Source organism: Streptomyces sp. NPDC002276, assembly GCF_053891435.1.
Map to the genome: position 1 here is coordinate 40,978 of NZ_JBSFCQ010000010.1, position 17,381 is coordinate 58,358.

Genomic DNA, 17,381 nt, shown 5'->3' on the forward strand with positions numbered 1-17,381 from the left:
GGCGCCCACGCCCTCGCGGCCCGGCACTGTCAGTGCCCGCAGGTAGATTCGTTCGAGGCCGGTGTACCGCCCGCACCCGGTACGAACCGGCCACCACCGACGATTGCAGGAGTGATTCGCGTGGATCGTGTCGCGCTGAGCGGCCTCAAGGCCCGCGGGTACCACGGCGTGTTCCCGAAGGAGCGCGAGGAGGGCCAGACCTTCATCGTGGACCTGGTCCTCGGCCTGGACACCCGGCCGGCCGCCGCCGACGACGACCTGACGAAGACCGTGCACTACGGCATCGTGGCCGAGGAGGTCGTGGCCGTCGTCCAGGGCGAGCCCGTCAACCTCATCGAGACCCTCGCCGAACGCATCGCGCAGACCTGCCTGAAGCACGAAGGGGTCGAGGAGGTCGAGGTCCGCGTCCACAAGCCGGACGCCCCGATCACCGTCCCCTTCGACGACGTGACCGTCACCATCACCCGGAGCCGAGTATGACCTTCTCGTTCACCGAGAGTCACAGCGACCCGACCGTCCAGCCGGTACCCGCCTCCGTAGTACGGCAGGTGGACGCCGCCGACACCACCCTCAGCAACCCCAAGCGCGCCGTCATCTCCATCGGCGCCAACCTCGGCAACCGCCTGGAGACCCTCCAGGGAGCCATCGACGCCCTGGAGGACACGCCCGGCGTCCGCATCAAAGCCGTGTCACCCGTCTACGAGACGGAGCCCTGGGGCGTAGAACCGGGCAGCCAGCCGTCCTACTTCAACGCGGTCGTCGTCCTCAAGACCACCCTGCCCCCGTCGTCCCTCCTGGAGCGGGCGCACGCGGTCGAGGAGGCCTTCCACCGGGTCCGCGAGGAGCGCTGGGGCGCACGCACCCTCGACGTCGACATCGTCGCGTACGCCGATGTCGTCTCCGACGACCCCGTGCTGACGCTCCCCCACCCGCGCGCCCACGAACGGGCCTTCGTGCTCGTCCCCTGGCACGACGTGGAACCCGAGGCGCAGTTGCCCGGCCACGGCCCGGTCGCCGCCCTCCTGGACGACATCACCCGTGACGGTGTCGCGCCCCGCAAGGACCTGGAACTCCGGCTGCCCGAGTAGTCGTTAAGGTCGAGACGACCACAAACGCCGAACGCCCGCCCCGGCGGACGGACGGGCAGGCCCATCGGGCCGGGGGAGCTGAAGGGACACCGTGAGAGAGCTGCGGATCAGGGTGCTGGCCGGCGTGTTCGTCATCGCCGGAGTGCTGTCCTGGGCGGGTGCGCGACTGTGGAGCGCGGTAGGGACCCTGCCCAGCGTCCCGCTGGCCGCGCCGATCGTCCTCGCCGTGATCGCCGTCGTCCTGCTGGCCACGGCGCTCTCGCTCCGCGCCCGCCTCAAGGCACAGCGCGAGCGCCGCCCCGGCGCCAAGGGAGTCGACCCCCTGATGGCCGCCCGCGCGGTCGTCTTCGGCCAGGCCAGCGCCCTGGTCGCCGCCCTCGTCGCCGGCATGTACGGCGGCACGGGCGCCTACCTCCTGGAGTCCCTGAACATCCCCGCCCGCCGCGACCAGGCCATCTACGCCGGCTTCTCGGTCCTGGCGGGCATCGCGGTCATAGCGGCGGCGATCTTCCTGGAGCGGGTCTGCAAACTCCCGGAGGACGACGACAACAACACGGCGGGGGCTACGCCGGTCGTCTGACGGCTACCAGGGTCTACGGGCGAGGTGACCGTAGACCAGGAAGCCGGGGTGCGGAGTGAGCCGGAAACTGTAGGGAGTAGGGCTTCGTGCGGAGATGTACACGCGGGATGCCCGGCCGGGTACGGGGTTCGGCGTGAATCGCGCGCCGATCACCGAGGCAGCTCTCGACACAGCCTCCGTCACGCGGTCGGTCACCCCATCGACGACTTCGCGGGCTTTGACCGCCGCCACCTCGACGACGGTCGTCCGCACCGTGCACGTACCCGTGATCCCCCTCGACCAGCGGTCAACCGCACTGATCAAGGACCGTATCGGGCACCACTGACAATCGGTTCAGCGCGCCAGTATCAGGCTCATCGCCTCGGCGCGGGTCGTAGCGTCCCGAAGCTGACCGCGTACCGCTGACGTCGTGGTCTTGGCACCCGGCTTGCGGACGCCTCGCACCGACATGCACATGTGCTCGGCCTCGATGACGACGATCGCGCCACGCGCCTCAAGGATCCTCATGAGCGAGTCGGCGATCTGAGTGGTGAGTCGTTCCTGCACCTGCGGGCGACGAGCGAACACCTCGACGAGACGCGCGAGCTTCGACAAGCCGGTGATCTTGCCGCTGTCGGCCGGGATGTAGCCGACATGAGCCACTCCGTGAAACGGCAGCAAATGATGTTCGCAGAGGGAGACGATCTCGATGTCCTTCACCAGGACCATCTCGTCGTGCCCCAGATCGAACGTCGTCGTCAGCACGTCCTCCGGTTCCTGCCACAGCCCCGCCAGCAGCTCCCGATACGCCCGCGCCACCCGCGCCGGCGTCTCCCTGAGCCCCTCCCGGTCCGGGTCCTCGCCGACCGCGATCAGCAGTTCCCGTACAGCGCTCTCGGCGCGCTTCTCGTCGAAGACGCCGATCGTTCCCTCGCCGTCCAGCGTCACGGGGTCGGTCATGTCGTGCCTCGTTCCTGTGCGGGTCACGCGTGTGCGGGACACACGCCTCAGCTGCGGGCAAAAAGAAAATGCCGCGCCCCCCAGGCTAAGACCAGGGGGACGCGGCATCCATTTCGGGCCGTGTGAGGCTCGCGTCAGTTCTCGGGGCGATCCTCCGGAGCCTTCTCCAGCGTGGGAGAGGACTCGGCGGTCGCACCGGCGGTGATCGCGGGACCCGCGCCGTTCGACCCGTTCGTCAGTGACAGCTCCTTGGGGGAGAGCACCGGCGGGCGGGTGGACGGCGTACGGCGGGAGGAGCCGGTCCACGAGGGGCGGGCCGGGCGCTTCACGATGGGAGTGAAGACCTCGGCGATCTGCTCCTTGTTCAGCGTCTCCTTCTCCAGCAGCTGGAGCACGAGCGCGTCGAGCACGTCACGGTTCTCGACCAGGATTTCCCAGGCCTCGTTGTGCGCGTTCTCGATGAGCTTCTTGACCTCTTCGTCGACGAGCGCGGCGACCTCTTCCGAGTAGTCGCGCGGGTGCGACATCTCCCGGCCCAGGAAGGGCTCGGTGTTGTCGCCGCCGAACTTGATCGCGCCGAGGCGCTCGGTCATGCCGTACTGCGTGACCATCGCGCGGGCCGTGGCGGTGGCCTTCTCGATGTCGTTCGCGGCACCCGTGGTCGGGTCGTGGAAGACCAGCTCCTCGGCCGCGCGGCCGCCCAGCATGTAGGCGAGCTGGTCCAGCATCTCGTTGCGCGTGGTCGAGTACTTGTCCTCTTCGGGCAGGACCATCGTGTAGCCCAGAGCACGGCCTCGGGAGAGGATCGTGATCTTGTGGACCGGGTCGGAGTTGGGGGAAGCCGCCGCGACCAGGGCGTGTCCGCCCTCGTGGTACGCGGTGATCTTCTTCTCCTTGTCCGACATGATCCGGGTCCGCTTCTGCGGGCCCGCGACCACACGGTCGATCGCCTCGTCCAGCATGGAGTTGTCGATCAGCTTGCGGTTGCCGCGCGCGGTGAGCAGGGCGGCCTCGTTGAGGACGTTGCTCAGGTCCGCGCCGGTGAAGCCCGGCGTACGACGGGCGACCGCGGAGAGGTCGACGTCCGGTGCGACCGGCTTGCCCTTCTGGTGGACCTTGAGGATCTCCAGACGGCCCTGCATGTCCGGGCGGTCGACCGCGATCTGGCGGTCGAAGCGGCCGGGGCGCAGGAGGGCCGGGTCGAGGATGTCGGGCCGGTTCGTCGCGGCGATGAGGATCACGCCGCCCTTGACGTCGAAGCCGTCCATCTCGACGAGCAGCTGGTTCAGCGTCTGCTCGCGCTCGTCGTGACCGCCGCCGAGGCCGGCGCCGCGATGGCGGCCGACCGCGTCGATCTCGTCGACGAAGACGATCGCCGGGGCGTTCGCCTTGGCCTGCTCGAACAGGTCACGGACTCGGGAGGCACCGACACCGACGAACATCTCGACGAAGTCGGAACCGGAGATCGAGTAGAAGGGCACCCCGGCCTCGCCCGCGACGGCGCGCGCCAGCAGGGTCTTGCCGGTGCCGGGAGGGCCGTACAGGAGTACGCCCTTGGGAATCTTGGCGCCGACGGCCTGGAACTTCGCCGGCTCCTGGAGGAACTCCTTGATCTCGTGCAGTTCCTCGACGGCCTCGTCGGAGCCCGCGACGTCCGCGAACGTCGTCTTCGGGGTGTCCTTGGTGATGAGCTTGGCCTTGGACTTCCCGAAGTTCATGACTCGGGAGCCGCCGCCCTGCATCTGGTTCATCAGGAACAGGAAGACGACCACGATGAGGACGAAGGGGAGCAGCGACAACAGGATCCCGACGAAAGCGTTCTGCTTCGTCGGCGACACCGTGTAGCCGTCCGGAATCTGCTTGTCCTGGTACTTGGTCTGTAGCGTGGCCGCGAGGTCCACGCCCTGGTCGCCGATGTAGCTCGCCTGGATCTTGGAGCTGCCCTCGACCTTTGCGCCGTCCTTGAGCGTGACCTTGATGGTCTGCTCATCACCGGTGGTGATCTTGGCCGACTCGACCTTGTTGTCATTGATCGCCTGGACGACCTGGCCGGTGTCCACCGCCTTGTAGCCGCCGGACGAGCCGACGACCTGCATCAACACGACCACGGCAAGGACGGCCAGCACGATCCACATGACCGGCCCACGGAAGTATCGCTTCACGTCCATCCATACGGAGCGAATTCGCTCCGTCCCTCCTGCCATAGTGAGTTTGATAAAGACAGTTCTTCTGACCGTACCCCAGCAATGTTGCCCGAAGTCGCACGGGACGGCTGGGAGACGTGTCTGCATGCTCCAACGGCGCGAAACCCGCTGGGGTTCCCGATCGTCTTACAGGGCTTGGGCCGAGTGGCCCTAGCCGCCGTAGACGTGCGGCGCGAGCGTACCGACGAACGGGAGGTTGCGGTACTTCTCGGCGTAGTCGAGGCCGTATCCGACGACGAACTCGTTCGGGATGTCGAAGCCGACCCACTCCACGTCGATGGCGACCTTGGCCGCCTCCGGCTTGCGCAGGAGCGTGCAGATCTTCAACGAGTCGGGCTCGCGGGAGCCCAGGTTGGAGATCAGCCAGGACAGCGTCAGACCGGAGTCGATGATGTCCTCGACGATGAGGACGTGCTTGCCCTTGATGTCGGTGTCGAGGTCCTTGAGGATCCGCACGACACCGGAGGACTGGGTGCCCGCGCCGTACGACGACACGGCCATCCAGTCCATGGTGACGGGGGTGGACAGTGCCCGGGCGAGGTCCGCCATGACCATCACCGCGCCCTTGAGGACGCCGACGAGCAGCAGGTCCTTGCCCGCGTACTCCGCGTCGATCTTCGCGGCCAGCTCCACGAGCTTCGCGTCGATCTCTTCCTTGGTGATGAGCACCGACTGGAGGTCGTCACCCATGTCTTTCGCGTCCACCCGCATCACTTTCGGTCGTCCCACCGGCTACTACCTGGTCCCGCCCCCGGAGGTCCGGAGGGGGTGTCGATTCAGCCTTGCCGAATCACCAGTCTGCCACCCTGGCGCTGGGCGACGACTTTGCCCGGGAGATTGATGGCTCCCTGGCCGCGCCAGCCGGTGATCAGGCGGTCGACTTCCTCGATGTGCCGGGCGAACAGCGAACCGGCCGGGGCGCCCGCCTGGATGGCGGCCCGGCGCAGGACACGACGGCGCACGGCGGGCGGCAGGGCGTAGAGCTTGGCGCACTCCAGGAGGCCGGTGGCGTCCCGTACGGAGGCCTCGGCCTGACTGGCCCAGGTGTCGAGGGCGTCGGCGTCGTCCCGGGAGAGCTGCGCGGTGCGTGCGAGCGCTTCCACGACCCCTTTGCCGAGCGCCTTCTCCAGGGCGGGCAGGCCTTCGTGGCGCAGCCGGGAGCGGGTGTAGGCGGGGTCGGTGTTGTGCGGGTCGTCCCAGACGGGCAGCGACTGGACCATGCAGGCCTTGCGGGCGGTCTGCCGGTCGAGCTGGAGGAAGGGGCGGCGGTAACGGCCGTCGGCCCCCGAGACCGCGGCCATTCCGGACAGGGAGCGGATGCCGGAGCCGCGGGCGAGGCCCAGCAGGACGGTTTCCGCCTGGTCGTCGCGGGTGTGGCCGAGCAGGACGGCGGCGGCTCCGTGTTGGGCGGCGCAGGCGTCGAGGGCGGCGTAGCGGGCGTCCCGGGCGGCTGCCTCGGGGCCGCCCTCGCGGCCCACGGTCACGGAAGTGGCCTCCACGGGGTCCAGGCCCAGTTCGCGCAGGCGCAGGACGACCTCGTCGGCGCGCAGGTCGGAGCCGGCCTGGAGGCCGTGGTCGACGGTGATGCCGCCGGCCCGGATGCCGAGTTTAGGTGCTTCGAAGGCGAGGGCGGAGGCGAGCGCCATGGAATCGGCGCCGCCTGAGCACGCCACGAGCACGAGCGGCGAGGGCGGGCGCTCGTGCGGGGTGTGCCGGGAGGCGCCGACGGTCTGGAGGGCCTCGTGGTCGGTGAGGATGTCGTGGAGGACGCGGCGGACCGCCAGGCGTATCGCCGCGACCGCAGGATGGGGACCCATGTCCGGTTCCCTTCATGAAGTTTTCGGGGGGTTGGCCCGAGATTCGGTCACTCAGAGTGTGTAGATGGTGACAGAACCGGGGCGTTCCCCGAGCATCGCACGCCTACCCATCGCTCACGGTCCCTCGGACGGGTGATTGCGGGGGCGTTCGCCTGCCGTCGGCCGAATCCGTTTCACCACATCCGCGACCGGTTCACGACTCGGCCTTGCGGTGCACCCGCGCGACCCAGTCCGCCGGTTTGGCGATCTCCGTCTTCGTCGGCAACGTGTTCGGAGAGGTCCACACACGGTTGAAGCCGTCCATGCCCACCTGTTCGACGACCGCGCGTACGAACCGCTCGCCGTCCCGGTACTGCCTCAGCTTGGCGTCCAGGCCCAGCAGTTTGCGCAACGCCGAGTCCAGCCGGGAGGCGCCCTTCGCCCGCCGCTGCTGGAACTTCTCGCGGATCTCGGCGACGCTCGGCACCACATCGGGACCGACACCGTCCATCACGAAGTCGGCATGCCCTTCCAGGAGGGACATCACGGCGGTGAGCCGCCCGAGGATCTCCCGCTGCGCGGGCGTCTGCACGATCTCCACCAGGGACCGGCCCTCGTCGTCCTCCTCGCCCTCCGGCCGACCGCCCGCCAGCGACTGGGCGGCCTCCCGGATGCGCTCCAGGACGGTCATCGGGTCGACCTCGGTCTCCCCCAGGAACGACTGGATCTCGCCCTCCAGGTGGTCCCGCAGCCACGGCACCGCCGTGAACTGCGTGCGGTGCGTCTCCTCGTGCAGACACACCCACAGACGGAAGTCGTGGGGCTGTACGTCGAGTTCGCGCTCCACGTGGACGATGTTCGGCGCGACCAGCAGCAGTCGCCCGCCCTTCGCCCCCGCCGGCAGCTCGCGGGACGCCGGGGCGAACGTCTCGTACTGGCCGAGCACGCGCGAGGACAGGAACGACAGCAGCATGCCCAGCTCGACGCCGGTCACCTTGCCGCCGACCGCGCCGAAGACCGCGCCCCCGGGGGTGTTGCCGCGCCGCTCCTGCATCTTGTCGAGCAGCGGCTTGAGGATCTCCCGGAACCCGGCGACGTTCGCCCGCACCCAGCCGGGGCGGTCGACCACCAGGATCGGGGTGTCGTGGATGTCGTCCGTACCCATCCGGGTGAATCCCCGGACGTGTTGCTCCGAGGCCTTCGCATGCCGGCGCAGCTCCGCGACGACGGCCCGGGCCTCGTCACGGCTCACCTCGGGGCCCGGCCGCACAAGTCGGGTCGCGGTCGCCACCGCGAGATTCCAGTCGACCATCTCGGCACCACCGATGCTCGTCATGCGTCAACCGTACGTGAGCGCTGCCGCTGGGGGCAGGGCACGAGGTCGGTCAGGTGCGAGCGTCCGTCGCGACGCCGACCGCCGCCTAACCGCAGCCGCAGGCCGCCAACGCCGTCGCCGTGTGGTCCAGGGCCGCCTGGGCCTCCAGCGCGTTCGTCGTGTTGGAGGTCAGGAACGCGAAAGCCAGAAGCTGCCCGTCCTTGTCCACGACCGTGCCCGCCAGCGTGTTGACGCCCGTCAGGGTGCCGGTCTTGGCGCGTACGACGCCTGCGGCGCCCGTGGCGTCCGTGTAGCGGGTCGTCAGGGTGCCGGTGAACGCGGCGATGGGGAGGCCGGTGAGGACCGGACGGAGTTCGGGGTGGGCCGGGGCGCCGGCCTTGACGAGGAGGGCGGTGAGGAGGTCGGCGGTCAGGCGGTCGTCGCGGTTGAGGCCGCTGCCGTCGTTGAACACCGCGCCCTTGACCGGGAGTTGAAGCTTCCTCAGCTGGGCGTCGATCGCCGCGGCACCCCCGCCGAAGTCGGCGCGCCTGCCCGTCGCGACGGCGGTCTGGCGGGCCAGGGCCTCCGCGATGTCGTTGTCGCTGTTGGTCAGCATCCGCTCGACGATGTCGGACAGCGGGGGTGAGGAGACCGTGGCAAGGGTGTCCGCGCGCGCGGTCGCTTTCGAGGGCCCCGGGGACGTGGTCTTGATGCCGTGCTCCTCCAAGAAGCCCGCGAACTTCTTCGCCGCGTCGGGCGCCGGGTCCGTCACGCGCCGCACCGGACCGCTGGACGAGTCGTCGGTACGGCCCTCGTCGGCCGTCAGGGCGCTGACCGGGGCGAGGTTCTCGTTGGCCCCGATCGGGTGGAGTTCGGAACCGGCGTACAGGGTCGTGTCGTACGACAGCGTCACCTCGCGCACGCCCCGCTTCTTCAGGGCGGCGGCCGTGTCGTCGGCCAGGGCGCGCAGGCTCGCCCAGCCCTCGGCGTCCTTGTGGGCGGTCAGCGTGGGGTCGCCGCCGCCGACCAGGACGAGTTCCTTGGTGTCGGGCTCCAGGGCGGTGCGGGTGGTGAGGCGGTGGTCGGCGCCCATCGCGGAGAGCGCGGCCACGGCGGTGGCGATCTTCGTGGTCGAGGCCGGGGTCAGGGCGTCGTCGGCGCCCACTCCGTAGAGGCGCTTTCCGGTCGACACGTCCACCACGGCGGCCGTGTGACGGGTGCCGAGCGCCGCGTTGTCCAGGAGGGGGTTGAGGACGTCCGCGAGGGCCGTGCCGGTCGGCGCGGACTTCACGGTGCTCGCGGAACCGCCGAGGGCGACGAGGACGGATGCGGCGCTGGGCGCGGGTCGGGGTGCCTTGGCGGACGTATCGGAATTACGGCCGTGATCTACGCCACCTGAACGTTCCTGTGCGACCGCGTGGTCCCGCTCGGCCGTACGCTGACCGGACGAGTCCCAGGGACCGGCGGCGGTCACCACCACGGCGGCCAGCGCCATCCCTGCGGTGGTGGCGACCGCGGTGAACCGCCAGGTCCTGTCGGGCCTCGGCAACTTCGCGACCTGCGGCGACACGGTTCGCACGAGCCGGGCGACCCGCGGTGACACGGCGTCAGTGAGCCGCGTCACCCGGGGTTTCACGGCTTGGGCGATCCGCGTGACCGGGGGCTTGACGGCCTGGTCGATCCGTACGACCTGAGGCTTCACGGCTTGCTTGACCCGTGTGACCTGCGGTTTCACGGATTGCGCGGCCCGCTTGAGACGGGGCCGGACGGCTCGCGCGACCCGCGCCACTTGCGGTCTCGCGGCCCGCCAAGGCCTCAGCTCCGGCACGACCACCAGCCCCTTTCGCGATCACCCACCTGCGTGAGGGACACTTAACCACCAGAACTATGTGCTGATCATGGAGGAGCCACCGGTGGAGTTCGACGTCACGATCGAGATCCCGAAGGGTTCGCGGAACAAGTACGAGGTGGACCACGAGACCGGTCGGATCCGCCTGGACCGTCGACTCTTCACCTCGACCAGTTACCCGGCCGACTACGGCTTCGTCGAGAACACTCTCGGCGAGGACGGCGACCCGCTGGACGCGCTGGTCATCCTGGAGGAGCCGACCTTCCCCGGCTGCCTCATCAAGTGCCGCGCGATCGGCATGTTCCGGATGACCGACGAGGCCGGCGGCGACGACAAGCTGCTGTGCGTCCCGGCGTCCGACCCGCGTGTGGAGCACCTGCGTGACATCCACCACGTGTCGGAGTTCGACCGCCTGGAGATCCAGCACTTCTTCGAGGTCTACAAGGACCTGGAGCCCGGCAAGTCGGTCGAGGGTGCCAACTGGGTGGGCCGTACGGACGCCGAGGCGGAGATCGAGCGCTCGTACAAGCGACTGAAGGAGCAGGGCAGCCACTGAGCCCCCTGTCCGCAAACGGGCCGCACGCACACACGCGTGCGGCCCGTTTGCATGTCTGTGCGCATACTGAGGATCACCGGAGGTGTCGTACAGGGAGTGCTACGGAGTGACGGAAGCGGAGGACCGCAAGCCGCAGTCGGACGAGGCCAGGAGCGCGTTCACGGCGCCCTCAGGAGTCGAAGCGGCGGTCGACGGGGAGTCTTCTACGACATCTGAGTTCGCCGTTCCCCGCGGGCTCGACGTGACGGCGCCACCCACCGACGAGTCCGAGGGATCGGCGTTCAGCCCGCCCAGCACCTACAGCGCCAGACAGGCCCCGCCCGCCTTCACCCCACCCACCGGCATTCCCCTCGTCAGCCTCACCAAGGACGTGCCCTGGCAGGACCGGATGCGCACGATGCTGCGCATGCCGGTGACCGAGCGGCCCGCGCCGGAGCCGGTGCAGAAGCCGGACGACAGCGGTCCCGCCGTGCCGCGCGTGCTCGATCTGACGCTCCGCATCGGCGAGTTGCTGCTCGCGGGCGGGGAGGGAGCGGAGGACGTCGAGGCGGCGATGTTCGCGGTCTGCCGCTCCTACGGACTCGACCGCTGCGAGCCGACGGTCACGTTCACCCTCCTCTCGATCTCCTATCAGCCCTCCCTGGTGGACGATCCGGTGACCGCGTCCCGGACCGTACGGCGCCGGGGCACCGACTACACGCGGCTCGCGGCCGTGTTCCGGCTGGTCCAGGACCTCAGCGACCCGGAAACGGCACTCTCCTTGGAGGACGCCTACCGGCGGCTCGCGGAGATGCGCCGCAACCGGCACCCGTACCCCGGCTGGGTGCTGACCTCCGCCAGTGGCCTGCTCGCCGGTGCCGCCTCGGTCCTCGTCGGCGGTGACGTCGTCGTGTTCTTCGCCGCCGCGCTCGGCGCGATGCTCGGCGACCGGCTGGCGTGGCTGTGCGCGGGGCGCGGGCTGCCGGAGTTCTACCAGTTCACGGTCGCCGCGATGCCGCCCGCCGCGATAGGTGTCGCCCTGACGGTCGCCGACGTCGATGTGAAGGCCTCCGCGGTCATCACCGGCGGTCTCTTCGCGCTGCTGCCCGGACGGGCCCTGGTGGCGGGCGTACAGGACGGACTGACCGGCTTCTACATCACCGCGGCGGCCCGGCTCCTCGAAGTCATGTACTTCTTCGTCGGCATCGTGGCCGGCGTGCTGACCGTCCTGTACTTCGGCGTGAAGTTCGACGCCCAGCTCAACCCGGACGTGGCCCTGGGCAACTCCCACCGACCCCTGTGGCAGATCGGTGCGTCCGTCCTGCTGTCCCTGACCTTCGCCGTCCTGCTCCAGCAGGAACGATCCACCGTGCTGCTCGTGTCCCTCAACGGGGGTGTCGCCTGGTCGGTGTACGGCGCGATGCACTACGTCGCCAAGATCTCGCCGGTCGCCTCTACGGCCGTCGCGGCGGGGCTCGTCGGGCTGTTCGGGCAACTGCTGTCGCGGTACCGGTTCGCGTCGGCGCTGCCGTACACGACCGCGGCGATCGGGCCCCTGTTGCCAGGGTCGGCCACGTATTTCGGTCTGTTGGCGATCGCTCAGAACGAGGTCGACAAGGGGCTGGTGTCGTTGGCCACGGCGGCGTCACTGGCCATGGCCATCGCCATCGGGGTCAATCTGGGGTCGGAGATCTCGCGGTTGTTCTTGCGGGTTCCGGGGGCGTCGGCTGGGGCGCGGCGGGCTGCGAAGCGGACCAGGGGGTTCTGAGCGCCTAGTAGCTCGGGGGCGTTGTGCGTTGGCGGGTGCGGGTCGCGTGTGGCTGGTCGCGCAGTTCCCCGCGCCCCTTTGGGGCGCGTTGCGGCTAGGACTGCGGATAGCCCTGGTTGTTGTACGGGGGGTACTGCTCGTACTGGTCGTACTGCTGGTTGCCGTACGGCTGTTGCTGCTGGGGCTGCGCGTAGTACTGGTCGTAGCCGTTGTTCTGGTCGTACTGCTGCTGGGGCTGGGGCTCGTCGATGCGGCGGAGTTGGGTCGTCGAGTCGTCCATGATGACCGGGAACGGCTGGGTCGCGGCCGGGTCTCCGGGCTGCTCCTCGTGCCGCTGGGGTCCCTGGGGGGCCTTCTTCGCCTTGGAGCGGGCGCGCAGGAACTCGATGAGGATCGGGACCACGGAGACGAAGACGATCAGGATCAGGATCGCTTCGATGTTCTTGTGGACGAAGTCGATGTTGCCGAGCCAGGAGCCGAGCAGCGTCACGCCCGCGCCCCACAGGACGCCACCGATGATGTTGAACGTGAGGAACGAGCGGTACTTCATGCCGCTGACGCCGGCGATGATCGGCGTGAACGTGCGCACGATGGGCACGAAGCGGGCCAGGACCAGGGACTTGGGGCCGTACTTCTCGAAGAACTCGTGCGCCTTGACCACGTTCTCCTGCTTGAAGAGGCGTGAGTCCGGGCGACTGAAGAGCGAGGGTCCGACCTTCTTGCCGAAGATGTAGCCCGCCTGATCGCCGAGGATCGCGGCGACGCAGATCAGTGCGACGGCCGCCCACAGCGGGAAGTCCAGGGTGCCCGCGGTGATCAGCAGGCCGCAGGTGAACAGCAGCGAGTCACCCGGCAGGAAGAACCCGATGAGCAGGCCGGACTCCGCGAAGACCACGAGCAGGAGGCCCCAGATCCCGAACCGGTCGAGCATCGTGTTCGGGTCGAGCCAGCTCGGGCCGAGGGCGAGCGTCATCACGGTTCCGGGCTCCTGAGGGGTGGAGGGAGGTGCCAGCGTCCAGGTACAGCCGCACAAAGCTATCAACGCGATGTGTCCGCCCCAGGTTCCACCGGTGTCTCCAGGATGCACTGTGCATCTCGTAGGACAAAGCTGTGAGCCATGGGTATCGAAGAGTACGGCGGCGGCCAGGGGCCGCAGGCCGATGTGCTGGTCGTGACGACGAACGACGTTCCCGGGTACCGGGTCGAGCAGGTGATCGGCGAGGTGTTCGGGCTGACCGTGCGTTCACGGCATCTCGGCAGCCAGATCGGCGCCGGTCTGAAGTCGATGGTCGGCGGTGAGCTGAAGGGGCTCACCAAGACCCTCGTGCAGACCCGCAACCAGGCCATGGAGCGGCTCATCGAGCAGGCACGCGCGCGTGGCGCCAACGGCGTCCTGGCGTTCCGTTTCGACGTGACCGAGGCGGCCGACGTGGGCACCGAGGTGTGCGCCTACGGGACGGCGGTGGTCCTGGCCCGGGAGTGACCCCGGACCAGCCGCCTACGGGGTGTGCCGGGACGCGTTCGCCAGGATCGCGTCCCGGAGGTGTTCGGCCAGACCCGGGGCCATGGAGTCGTAGAACGCCTTGAAGCGCTCGTCGGAGACGTACATCCCGGCGAGGCAGACGTGCATCTCGTAGGAGCACGCGTAGAACCACCGGTCGATGTGGAGCCGGTGTTCCTCGGCCAGGTCAAGGGCCGCCCCGGCGGTGGGCGGTTCTCCCGCCGTCACCAGGGTGGCGTAGCGCTCGCTCCAGTCGTCGACCTCGGCCTGGAGCCGTTTCCAGTCGGCCTTGGTGTAGCGGGCGGCCCGGCGCTGCGACTCGGCGTAGGAGTCGGTGCCGCCCCAGCGCTGTTCGGCCTCTTCGGCGTACCGCTCGGGGTCCTTGTCGCCGAAGACCTCGAAACGTTCCTCGGGGGTGAGGTTGATGCCCATAGTGCGTGCCTCCATGGCGTGTTCCACGGCCTCGGCCATCTTCCGGAGCTTCTCGATCCGGGCGGTCAGCAGCTCGTGCTGCCGGCGCAGGTGTGCGCGCGGGTCCGTCCCCGGGTCGTCGAGCAGGGCCGCGACCTCGTCGAGCGGGAAGCCGAGCTCCCGGTAGAACAGGATCTGTTGGAGCCGGTCGAGGTCCGCGTCGCCGTAGCGCCGGTGACCCGCGCGGCTGCGTCCGCCCGGGACGAGCAGGCCGATGTCGTCGTAGTGGTGCAGCGTGCGCACGGTGACCCCGGCGAATCCGGCGACCTGTCCTACGGAGTAGGAGTCCTGTCCTACGGAGTAGGAGTCCTGTCCTACGGAGTGGCTCACTTCCGCTCCTTTCCCTGTCCGCGCTCCACGGTGGGCCCTCACGCCACGTGAGGTGCAAGCCCCGCGGTCCCAGAAGCCGCGCACCTTCAAGATGTTCGGTCTGTTTTGCCCGCTTATGGTGAGCGCGTGGCCCAGGACAGCGCGCGACAGGCACCCGTTGCCCCTACGACCCCGGCGCGCGCCCTGCTGCCGTTGATCGTCCCCGCCCTGGTCGTGGGCGTGCTCGCGAGTCTGCTCTTCCTCGGGGTGAGCGCGGCGGCGGAGCAGCTCCAGCACGTGCTGTGGAAGAACCTGCCCGACGCGCTCGGTATCGGCCGTTACTCGGTGCTGTGGATGCTCGTCATGCTGACGGCGACCGGCATCGCGATCGGCCTCGTGGTCTGGAAGGTGCCCGGTCACGCCGGCCCCGACCCGGCCACCACCGGCCTGGAGGCCGTACCGCTGCCGCCCGCGGTGCTGCCGGGCCTGGTGCTGGCGACCGCGCTGATGCTCGCGGGCGGCCCGAGTCTGGGCCCGGAGAACCCGATCATCGCCGTGAACGTGGGACTCGCCCTGTGGGCCGGACGCAGGCTGGCCCCCCGGGTGCCGGGCGGGGTGTGGGGAGCGCTGGCGGAGTCGGCGACGATCGGGGCGCTGTTCGGGACGCCGGTCGCGGCGGCCCTGCTCATCTCGGAGGCGCTGGCCGCGCGGCAGACGAAGGGAGCGCTGTGGGACAACGTGTTCGCGCCGCTCGCCGCGGCCGGGGCGGGCGCCATGACGACCACCCTGGTGGCCCACCCCACCTTCGACCTGCACCTGCCCGCGTTCGGCAGGCCGGGCTGGGGCGACCTGCTCGCAGTCCTCGTACTGGCACCGCTGGCCGCACTGCTCGGAATGTGCGCGGTCCACACCTTCCCGTACGCCCACGCGGCCTTCTCCCGCCTCAGGCACCCCATGCTGGCGCTTCCGGCCGGTGGACTGGTCCTGGGCCTCCTGGCGGCCGTGGGCGGCCATCTGACGCTCTTCAAGGGACTGGACGAGGTAGGCGAACTGGCCGCCGACCCCGAGGGCTGGTCGGCGGGCCGGTTCGCGACCATGACGCTCGTGAAGCTGGCCGCCCTGGTGATCGCCGCGTCCTGCGGCTTCCGGGGCGGCCGCATCTTCCCGTCGGTCTTCATCGGCACCGCGTTCGGCCTCTTCGCCCACGCGGTCGTACCGGCGGTGGATCCAGCCCTGGCGGTCGCCGCGGGCGTCCTGGGCATGCTCCTGGCCATCACCCGACAGGGCTGGGTGAGCCTGTTCACGGCCGCGATCCTGGTGGCCTCGCCGGCGATCCTCGCCCTGCTCTGCATCGCCTCGCTGCCCGCCTGGCTGCTGGTGACAGGGCGACCTCAGATGCAGTTGCGCGCGGACGGAACTCCGGTCCGCTGACACCCGTTGATCCTTTTGATTCTTTCCGCAGGAGGCCCGCACATGCCGTTGCACAAAGGTCCCGAGCAGCCCGACGAGCGCCCCATGTCGGTGAACCCCTTCTACGGGGAGGCCAATCCGGTCGGCGGCATGACCGAGGCACCCCCCAAGCACCGACTCCCGGACGCACCCCTCTCCCCGATGACGGCGGCTCAACTCGTGCACGACGAGCTGATGCTGGACGGCAACTCCCGCCTCAACCTGGCGACTTTCGTCACCACCTGGATGGAGCCGGAAGCCGGCGTCCTGATGGCGGAGTGCCGGGACAAGAACATGATCGACAAGGACGAGTACCCACGCACGGCCGAGTTGGAGAAGCGCTGCGTGGCCATGCTCGCGGACCTCTGGAACGCACCAGACCCGTCCGCGGCCGTCGGCTGCTCCACGACCGGCTCCAGCGAGGCCTGCATGCTCGCCGGAATGGCCCTCAAGCGCCGCTGGACGCAACGCAACAAGGACCGCTACCCGGCCGCCCGCCCGAACCTGGTGATGGGCGTCAACGTCCAGGTCTGCTGGGAGAAGTTCTGCAACTTCTGGGAGGTCGAGGCCCGCCAGGTCCCCATGGAGGGCGACCGCTTCCACCTCGACCCACAAGCAGCAGCCGACCTCTGCGACGAGAACACGATCGGCGTCGTAGGCATCCTCGGCTCCACCTTCGACGGCTCCTACGAGCCGATCGCCGACCTGTGCGCCGCCCTCGACGCACTCCAGGAGCGCACGGGCCTGGACATCCCCGTCCACGTGGACGGCGCGTCCGGCGCCATGGTCGCCCCCTTCCTGGACGAGGACCTGGTCTGGGACTTCCGCCTCCCGCGCGTGGCCTCGATCAACACCTCGGGCCACAAGTACGGCCTGGTCTACCCGGGCGTCGGCTGGGCCCTGTGGCGCGACAAGGAGGCCCTCCCGGAGGAACTGGTCTTCCGCGTCAACTACTTGGGCGGCGACATGCCCACCTTCGCCCTCAACTTCTCCCGCCCCGGCGCCCAAGTGGTGGCCCAGTACTACACGTTCCTACGCCTGGGCAGAGAGGGCTACCGAGCCGTACAACAGTCGACCCGCAACGTGGCCCAAGGCCTGGCAGACCGCATCGAAGCCCTGGGCGACTTCCAACTCCTCACCAGGGGAACCGAGTTGCCGGTCTTCGCCTTCACCACAACCCCAACCGTCACGGCCTACGACGTCTTCGACGTCTCCCGCCGCCTACGCGAACGAGGCTGGCTGGTCCCGGCGTACACCTTCCCGGCCAACCGAGAGGACCTCTCGGTCCTCCGCATCGTCTGCCGCAACGGCTTCTCGGCGGACCTGGCCGAACTCTTCCTGGACGACCTGACGCAACTACTCCCCCAGCTCCGGAACCAGCCGTACCCCCTGACCCGCGACAAGGGAGCGGCAACGGGCTTCCACCACTGAGGCGGAGGCGGCAGCGTACGGCGCGAAGGTGACGTGTCGGGGGGTGTCCGCCCGCAGCGGTTGGCGCGTCAACGCGCCCAAAATCCTGCGAGACCGATTCCGCGCCGTTCCGAGGACGGACACCCCCCGACGCGGCACCGACCCAC

17 protein-coding genes are annotated in these 17,381 nt (G+C 69.4%); 9 read left to right on the forward strand and 8 right to left on the reverse strand.

From position 1 onward, the window contains the following. Positions 1-120 precede the first annotated feature (120 nt). The 4 genes from folB to ACWIHT_RS24890 all read left to right on the forward strand — a co-directional run bounded on the left by folB (position 121) and on the right by ACWIHT_RS24890 (position 1,993). Positions 121-480: a dihydroneopterin aldolase gene (folB, locus tag ACWIHT_RS24875; RefSeq protein ID WP_019070215.1), complete on the forward strand. Its 360-nt coding sequence runs from the start codon at positions 121-123 to the stop codon at positions 478-480. Next, the gene (gene folK, locus ACWIHT_RS24880; RefSeq protein ID WP_456170425.1) at positions 477-1,088 is read left to right on the forward strand and encodes a 2-amino-4-hydroxy-6-hydroxymethyldihydropteridine diphosphokinase; all 612 of its coding nucleotides are present in this window, start codon (positions 477-479) and stop codon (positions 1,086-1,088) included. The genes folB and folK overlap by 4 nt, the downstream gene beginning before the upstream one ends. A gap of 91 nt (positions 1,089-1,179) precedes the next feature. Beyond that, positions 1,180-1,668, forward strand: a complete 489-nt coding sequence (locus ACWIHT_RS24885; RefSeq protein WP_456170426.1) for a DUF3180 domain-containing protein — start codon at positions 1,180-1,182, stop codon at positions 1,666-1,668. A gap of 133 nt (positions 1,669-1,801) precedes the next feature. Further along, positions 1,802-1,993 (forward strand): hypothetical protein, encoded by a 192-nt coding sequence (locus ACWIHT_RS24890; protein WP_456170427.1) that lies wholly within the window; start codon positions 1,802-1,804, stop codon positions 1,991-1,993. Positions 1,994-2,001: 8 nt separating this feature from the next. Here ACWIHT_RS24890 and folE read toward each other — a convergent pair whose 3' ends face one another. From folE to dacB, 6 genes are all read right to left on the reverse strand, one after another. Beyond that, positions 2,002-2,607 carry a GTP cyclohydrolase I FolE gene (gene folE / locus ACWIHT_RS24895; protein ID WP_456170428.1) on the reverse strand — a complete coding sequence of 202 codons (606 nt, stop codon included), beginning with the start codon at positions 2,605-2,607 and terminating at the stop codon, positions 2,002-2,004. Between the two features lie 134 nt (positions 2,608-2,741). Beyond that, positions 2,742-4,775, reverse strand: a complete 2,034-nt coding sequence (ftsH, locus tag ACWIHT_RS24900) for an ATP-dependent zinc metalloprotease FtsH (RefSeq protein WP_456170429.1) — start codon at positions 4,773-4,775, stop codon at positions 2,742-2,744. 186 nt (positions 4,776-4,961) lie between these two features. After that, positions 4,962-5,522 carry a hypoxanthine phosphoribosyltransferase gene (hpt, locus tag ACWIHT_RS24905; protein ID WP_019070220.1) on the reverse strand — a complete coding sequence of 187 codons (561 nt, stop codon included), beginning with the start codon at positions 5,520-5,522 and terminating at the stop codon, positions 4,962-4,964. Between the two features lie 65 nt (positions 5,523-5,587). After that, positions 5,588-6,628, reverse strand: coding sequence for a tRNA lysidine(34) synthetase TilS (gene tilS / locus ACWIHT_RS24910; RefSeq protein ID WP_456170430.1), 1,041 nt, complete (start codon positions 6,626-6,628; stop codon positions 5,588-5,590). 193 nt (positions 6,629-6,821) lie between these two features. Further along, complete coding sequence (locus ACWIHT_RS24915) at positions 6,822-7,943, reverse strand: zinc-dependent metalloprotease (protein WP_200713461.1); 1,122 nt, start codon at positions 7,941-7,943, stop codon at positions 6,822-6,824. An 85-nt stretch (positions 7,944-8,028) separates the two neighbouring features. Further along, positions 8,029-9,756 (reverse strand): D-alanyl-D-alanine carboxypeptidase/D-alanyl-D-alanine endopeptidase, encoded by a 1,728-nt coding sequence (gene dacB, locus ACWIHT_RS24920; protein ID WP_456170431.1) that lies wholly within the window; start codon positions 9,754-9,756, stop codon positions 8,029-8,031. 79 nt (positions 9,757-9,835) lie between these two features. Between dacB and ACWIHT_RS24925 the strand changes: the two genes are divergently transcribed. Together ACWIHT_RS24925 and ACWIHT_RS24930 are read left to right on the forward strand one after the other, a co-directional pair. Next, positions 9,836-10,327, forward strand: a complete 492-nt coding sequence (locus ACWIHT_RS24925; RefSeq protein WP_456170432.1) for an inorganic diphosphatase — start codon at positions 9,836-9,838, stop codon at positions 10,325-10,327. 106 nt (positions 10,328-10,433) lie between these two features. Next, complete coding sequence (locus ACWIHT_RS24930; RefSeq protein WP_456170433.1) at positions 10,434-12,074, forward strand: threonine/serine ThrE exporter family protein; 1,641 nt, start codon at positions 10,434-10,436, stop codon at positions 12,072-12,074. 94 nt (positions 12,075-12,168) lie between these two features. On the opposite strand, the gene ACWIHT_RS24935 is transcribed toward ACWIHT_RS24930, so the two are convergent. Beyond that, on the reverse strand, positions 12,169-13,047 hold the full coding sequence (locus ACWIHT_RS24935) for a DedA family protein (RefSeq protein WP_456170734.1): 879 nt from the start codon (positions 13,045-13,047) through the stop codon (positions 12,169-12,171). A gap of 144 nt (positions 13,048-13,191) precedes the next feature. Here ACWIHT_RS24935 and ACWIHT_RS24940 point away from each other — a divergent pair, with 144 nt between their 5' ends. Further along, positions 13,192-13,557, forward strand: a complete 366-nt coding sequence (locus tag ACWIHT_RS24940; protein ID WP_033286147.1) for a YbjQ family protein — start codon at positions 13,192-13,194, stop codon at positions 13,555-13,557. A gap of 15 nt (positions 13,558-13,572) precedes the next feature. Here the strand turns inward: ACWIHT_RS24940 and ACWIHT_RS24945 are convergent, their stop codons facing one another. Then, positions 13,573-14,376 (reverse strand): MerR family transcriptional regulator, encoded by an 804-nt coding sequence (locus ACWIHT_RS24945; protein ID WP_456170435.1) that lies wholly within the window; start codon positions 14,374-14,376, stop codon positions 13,573-13,575. A 126-nt stretch (positions 14,377-14,502) separates the two neighbouring features. On the opposite strand from ACWIHT_RS24945, the gene ACWIHT_RS24950 reads away from it, so the two are divergent. Both ACWIHT_RS24950 and ACWIHT_RS24955 read left to right on the forward strand, forming a co-directional pair. Then, positions 14,503-15,786, forward strand: coding sequence for an ion channel protein (locus ACWIHT_RS24950; RefSeq protein ID WP_456170436.1), 1,284 nt, complete (start codon positions 14,503-14,505; stop codon positions 15,784-15,786). A gap of 42 nt (positions 15,787-15,828) precedes the next feature. Then, positions 15,829-17,235 (forward strand): glutamate decarboxylase, encoded by a 1,407-nt coding sequence (locus tag ACWIHT_RS24955; protein WP_456170438.1) that lies wholly within the window; start codon positions 15,829-15,831, stop codon positions 17,233-17,235. Positions 17,236-17,381 lie beyond the last annotated feature (146 nt).

What these genes read in the sequence shown, in the direction of transcription:
- ACWIHT_RS24955 (WP_456170438.1), top strand. Translation starts at nt 15,829, where the DNA reads ATGCCGTTGCACAAAGGTCCCGAGCAGCCCGACGAGCGCCCCATGTCG.
- folK (WP_456170425.1), top strand. Translation starts at nt 477, where the DNA reads ATGACCTTCTCGTTCACCGAGAGTCACAGCGACCCGACCGTCCAGCCG.
- tilS (WP_456170430.1), bottom strand. Translation starts at nt 6,628, where the DNA reads ATGGGTCCCCATCCTGCGGTCGCGGCGATACGCCTGGCGGTCCGCCGC.
- ACWIHT_RS24940 (WP_033286147.1), top strand. Translation starts at nt 13,192, where the DNA reads ATGGGTATCGAAGAGTACGGCGGCGGCCAGGGGCCGCAGGCCGATGTG.
- hpt (WP_019070220.1), bottom strand. Translation starts at nt 5,522, where the DNA reads ATGCGGGTGGACGCGAAAGACATGGGTGACGACCTCCAGTCGGTGCTC.
- ACWIHT_RS24935 (WP_456170734.1), bottom strand. Translation starts at nt 13,047, where the DNA reads ATGACGCTCGCCCTCGGCCCGAGCTGGCTCGACCCGAACACGATGCTC.
- ACWIHT_RS24915 (WP_200713461.1), bottom strand. Translation starts at nt 7,943, where the DNA reads ATGACGAGCATCGGTGGTGCCGAGATGGTCGACTGGAATCTCGCGGTG.
- ftsH (WP_456170429.1), bottom strand. Translation starts at nt 4,775, where the DNA reads ATGGACGTGAAGCGATACTTCCGTGGGCCGGTCATGTGGATCGTGCTG.
- folE (WP_456170428.1), bottom strand. Translation starts at nt 2,607, where the DNA reads ATGACCGACCCCGTGACGCTGGACGGCGAGGGAACGATCGGCGTCTTC.